The sequence below is a fragment of the Mycolicibacterium arseniciresistens genome (assembly GCF_030519285.1).
GTDB lineage: Bacteria > Actinomycetota > Actinomycetes > Mycobacteriales > Mycobacteriaceae > Mycobacterium > Mycobacterium arseniciresistens.
This window is the reverse complement of record NZ_JAUMSQ010000340.1, coordinates 1-4028: the sequence shown is the minus strand read 5'-3', so window position 1 is coordinate 4028 and position 4028 is coordinate 1. Positions and strand designations below refer to the sequence as shown.

General features: G+C 72.8%; 7 protein-coding genes. 5 read left to right on the top strand and 2 right to left on the bottom strand.

Annotation, left to right across the window (positions count from 1 at the left end; genetic code table 11):
• From Q2100_RS27775 to Q2100_RS27765, 3 genes are all read left to right on the top strand, one after another.
• The coding region (locus Q2100_RS27775) for a TetR/AcrR family transcriptional regulator (RefSeq protein ID WP_302916633.1) at window positions 1–529 on the top strand (529 nt) is incomplete at its 5' end.
• A 60-nt stretch (window positions 530–589) separates the two neighbouring features.
• The gene (locus Q2100_RS27770; RefSeq protein WP_302916632.1) at window positions 590–955 is read left to right on the top strand and encodes a hypothetical protein; all 366 of its coding nucleotides are present in this window, start codon (window positions 590–592) and stop codon (window positions 953–955) included.
• Window positions 956–998: 43 nt separating this feature from the next.
• A complete protein-coding gene (locus tag Q2100_RS27765) occupies window positions 999–1247 on the top strand; it encodes a DUF6480 family protein (RefSeq protein WP_264014853.1) in 249 nt (82 codons plus the stop codon).
• Window positions 1248–1250: 3 nt separating this feature from the next.
• On the opposite strand, the gene Q2100_RS27760 is transcribed toward Q2100_RS27765, so the two are convergent.
• Together Q2100_RS27760 and Q2100_RS27755 are read right to left on the bottom strand one after the other, a co-directional pair.
• A complete protein-coding gene (locus Q2100_RS27760; RefSeq protein ID WP_302916631.1) occupies window positions 1251–2033 on the bottom strand; it encodes a hypothetical protein in 783 nt (260 codons plus the stop codon).
• 11 nt (window positions 2034–2044) lie between these two features.
• On the bottom strand, window positions 2045–2644 hold the full coding sequence (locus Q2100_RS27755) for a TetR/AcrR family transcriptional regulator (RefSeq protein WP_302916630.1): 600 nt from the start codon (window positions 2642–2644) through the stop codon (window positions 2045–2047).
• A gap of 99 nt (window positions 2645–2743) precedes the next feature.
• On the opposite strand from Q2100_RS27755, the gene Q2100_RS27750 reads away from it, so the two are divergent.
• Both Q2100_RS27750 and Q2100_RS27745 read left to right on the top strand, forming a co-directional pair.
• Entirely contained in the window at window positions 2744–3763 is a 1020-nt protein-coding gene (locus tag Q2100_RS27750) for an NAD-dependent epimerase/dehydratase family protein (RefSeq protein ID WP_302916629.1), read from the top strand.
• A partial coding sequence (locus tag Q2100_RS27745; RefSeq protein ID WP_302916628.1) for an acyl-CoA dehydrogenase family protein occupies window positions 3760–4028 on the top strand: 269 nt, incomplete at its 3' end. The genes Q2100_RS27750 and Q2100_RS27745, both read left to right, overlap by 4 nt.

The window sequence follows — 4028 nt, the reverse complement described above, 5'->3', positions numbered from 1 at the left end:
CGCGGCCGCCGAACTGGCGCTCGCCGGTGGCCCCGGCGCGGCCACCATCGACGCGATCGCCAAGCGCGCCGCCGTCAGCCGCACCACCGTCTACAAGTGGTGGCCGTCGTCGGCGGCGATCGTGCTCGAGGGCCTGCTCGGCTCCACCGTGGACTCCCTCATCCGGCCCGCGGGCAGCAGCACCCGCGAGGCGCTCACCCACCACGTGCGCTCGCTCAACGCGATCCTGTCCGACGCCGCCACCGGCCCGCTGGTCCGCCGGGTGATCAGCGCCGCCGACGCCGACCGCGACGTCGGCACCGCGCTGCTCGACCAGTGGCTGCTGCCGCGGCGGGCCGCACTGGTCGCGGTGTTGCACGACGCCGCGGGCCGCGGTGAACTGCGCGACGGCGCCGACCCCGAGGTGGTCGTCGACGCGCTGGTGTCGCCGGCCTACTACCGCCTGGTGTTCGGTCTGCCCGCCCTCGACGACGACGCGCTGACCGGTCTCGTCGACACGGTGTGGCGGGGCTGCGCCCGCCTGCCGTGATCCGCGCGGCCCGGCGAACTGCTGCGCCGAAGGGGTCTGATCCGCGGCGATACTGAGCACATGTCCCAGCATCCGCCGCACCCGCCCGCCGCGTCGCCGGCCCAGCGGCGGGACGCCAGGAGGACGGGCATCCTGGCCCCACTGGTGGTCTTGGCCGCCTGCGTCTCGGTGTTCTGGTCGATGCTCGCCGGCGCCACCGCCGTCGACGTGTGCCGCAGCGGGTGCGATGCCGGCGTCAACCTCACGGTCTTCGGCTGGGTGTGGGGCGGCGCCGCCGTCGCCTTCGTGCTGATGACGGTCGGCATCAGGCGGGCGCGCAGACAGGGCAGGCCCACCTGGCCCTGGCCCGCCGCGGCGCTCGCGATCATCTGCTTCACCGCGGTGTCGGGCGTGTTCATCGTCAGTGCGATCGCCGGGATGTTGTGACTGCTCAGGTGTGAGCCCTGCGCCATCGGGTACGCCTCACCCGATGACAGCCCAGCCCCCAGACCCGGATCCCGTCGACACCCCCGGGCTCGAACCCGGCGGCGGCGTCGCGCCCGGCGACACCCCGCCCGACTCGTCGCACGTCAGCCAGTCGGCGAACACCGACCCCACACCCGCCCGCCGGTTCACCCCGGGCGCGATCGCCGCGTTCGCGATCGTCGGGGTCATCGCGGCGGTGTTCTTGGTGGTGGCGGTGCTGCGGCTGCTCGAGATCGCGGGCGTGTTCCGCTGACCCTCAGCGGTTGACCTTGCGCACCTTGTAGCTGGACGGCCAGGACATCCGGTCCTCGTCGCCGACCAGCGGGGTGCCCTTGCCTCCCACCCTGACGTCGTAGGCCTCCTCGCCTGCGCCGGTCTCCCGGTCGGCGTGCTCCTTGGCCAGGTAGTACAGCTCGTCGATGGTGGCCTCGCCGTAGGCGACGAACGTGGTGTTGCGTTGCGCGTCGTCGATGCCCGCTGTCATCCGGTCGGGCAGCACCTTCGACGCCAGCGCCGCCGCGCCGAGCAGCAGGAACGGGATCACCCAGTAGCAGATGAACGACAGCGGGGTGTCGGCGTCGAAGATGGTGGCCTGGCCGTAGACCAGCGGCGGGATCACCGACGAGATCGTCATCCCGGCGAATGCCGCGATCCAGATCCAGGTCAGCAGCGTGGTGATGCGCTCGAACAGTTCGCTCTTGAGCACATTGGCAGGCCGGCCCACCTCGGCGAACTCGCGGACGAAGGGCCGGCCCGCCAGCAGGCCGATCAGCGCCACGGCGAAGATCCCGAGATTGCCGAGCGGCTGCAGCCACTCCGCCATGAACGCCTCGCTGGTGGTGAACGACAGCACCGTCAGCACCGCGAAGACGATCACCGCGCCCAGTTCCAGGGTGCGGCCCGGCCAGTGCAGCGCCCGGCCGATCCCGAAGCCGGCGACCGCGATCGCCAGCGCCGCCAGGACGGCGGTGCTCGCCGGCACGTTGCCGACGAGCACCCAGTACACGATCCACGGCGCGAAGCCGAACAGTGTGCTCACGGTCGGTCAGTCTATGGCCGAAGGCCGCCGGCCGGGCCGCGTCCGGTCAGCGAGTCCACGATGGTGCGGGTGGCGAACTCCGCCCGGTGGCGCGGATACGAACGGCCCTCGCGCAGAACGGCATACACGATGCCGCCGACGATCGCGTCGGCCGCGGCCTCGGCGACCGCCTCGTCGACCCCGTCCGCGAGCAGCCGCGACTGCACCGCCTCCTGCAGCGGCCCGCTGAACCCGCTGCGCAACCGGTCCGCGGTGTCGTCGTGCTCGATGGAGGCCACCGTGAGGATGCGCAGCATCGCCGATCCTCGCGCGGTGGTGAGGGTGGCCGCCAGCCTGCCCGCCCACCGGGCGAGGTCGGCGGTGACGTCGTCGGAGTACGCCACCGGGCGCAGAATCCGGTCGGCGTCCTCGAGCAGCACGTCGGCCACCAGTGCGGGCCGGCTCGGCCACCAGCGGTAGATGGTCTGCTTGCCGACCCCGGCGCGGGCAGCGACGGCCTCGATGCTCATCCCGTCGAAGCCGCGCTCCAGCAGTAGTTCCCGGGTGGCGGAGACGATCGCGGCGCGCGATTTCTCGCTGCGCCGTCGCGGTGCGGTGTCGAGCGGTGGCACTCCCACCCCCTCCGCGGTCGTCGGCCGGATCCCGGCTAGCGTAACCTAGCGCGAGACGAGACGGTCCGTCTCGCCCGACGACGAACGGAAGCGGTGGCAGTGGCCTCGAGGAGTCTGGTCATCGGCGCGAGCGGGTTCCTCGGCTCGCACGTCACCCGGGCGCTGGTGACGCAAGGCGACGACGTGCGGGTGCTGATCCGCACCACCAGCTCCACCCGCGGCATCGACGGCCTCGACGTCGAGCGCCGCTACGGCGACGTCTTCGACACCGCGGCGGTGCGCGACGCGATCAGCGGATGCGACACCGTGTACTACTGCGTGGTCGACGCCCGGCCCTGGCTGCGCGACCCGGCGCCGATGTGGCGCACCAATGTCGACGGGCTGCGCAGCGTGCTGGACATCGCCGCGCAGGCGCCGCTGCACCGGTTCGTGTTCACCAGCTCCATCGGCACCATCGGCCGGGTCCGCGACGGCCTCGCCACCGAGCAGACCGCCCACAACTGGCTCGACGAAGGCGGCGAGTACATCCGCACCAGGGTGGCGGCGGAGAACCTGCTGTTCGACCATTGCCGCGACCGCGGGCTGCCCGGCGTCGCGATGTGCGTGGCCAACACCTACGGCCCCGGTGACTGGCTGCCCACCCCGCACGGCGGTCTCGTGGCCGCCGCGGCCCGCGGGAAGCTGCCGTTCTACGTCGCCGGGGCGCAGTCGGAGGTGGTGGGTGTCGAGGACGCGGCACGCGCCATGCTGCTGGCCGGCCGGGTCGGGCGGGTCGGCGAGCGCTACATCGTCTCCGAACGATTCATGAGTGCCCGCGACGTCTACGCCTGTGCCTGCGACGCCGTCGGGACGACGCCACCGCGGGTCGGTGTGCCGCTGCCGGTGATGTCGGCGCTCGGCGCGGCCGGGGAGGCGGCGGCCCGGATCCGGGGCCGTGACACCCGGTTGACGCGGATCAGCGTGCGGCTCATGCACATCATGTCGGCGATGGACCACTCGAAGGCGACCCGCGAACTCGGCTGGCAGCCGCGGCCGGCGACCGACGCGATCGCCGAGGCCGCCCGATTCTTCCGCGACCGGCGGCGGCGCGACACCACCGCGGCCGAGGAGGCGTCATGACCATCGGGCTCACCCCGGAGCAGCAGCACCTGACCGACGCCGTCGCGCAGTTCGCGGCGCGCCACGCCCCGGTCAGCCACACCCGCGAGCTGCTCGACCAGCTCGCCGGAGGCGAACTGCCGCCATGGTGGAACGAACTGGTGGCCAACGGCTTCCACGCGGTGCATCTCCCGGAGAGCTGCGGCGGTCAGGGTGGCACGCCGGCCGACACGGCATGCGTCGTCGAGGCCGCCGCCGGGGCCGCGCTGCCAGGACCGCTGCTGCC

Excerpts from the sequence above, each read along its gene's own strand:
- Q2100_RS27770 (WP_302916632.1), top strand. The coding sequence starts at position 590 with ATGTCCCAGCATCCGCCGCACCCGCCCGCCGCGTCGCCGGCCCAGCGG.
- Q2100_RS27765 (WP_264014853.1), top strand. The coding sequence starts at position 999 with ATGACAGCCCAGCCCCCAGACCCGGATCCCGTCGACACCCCCGGGCTC.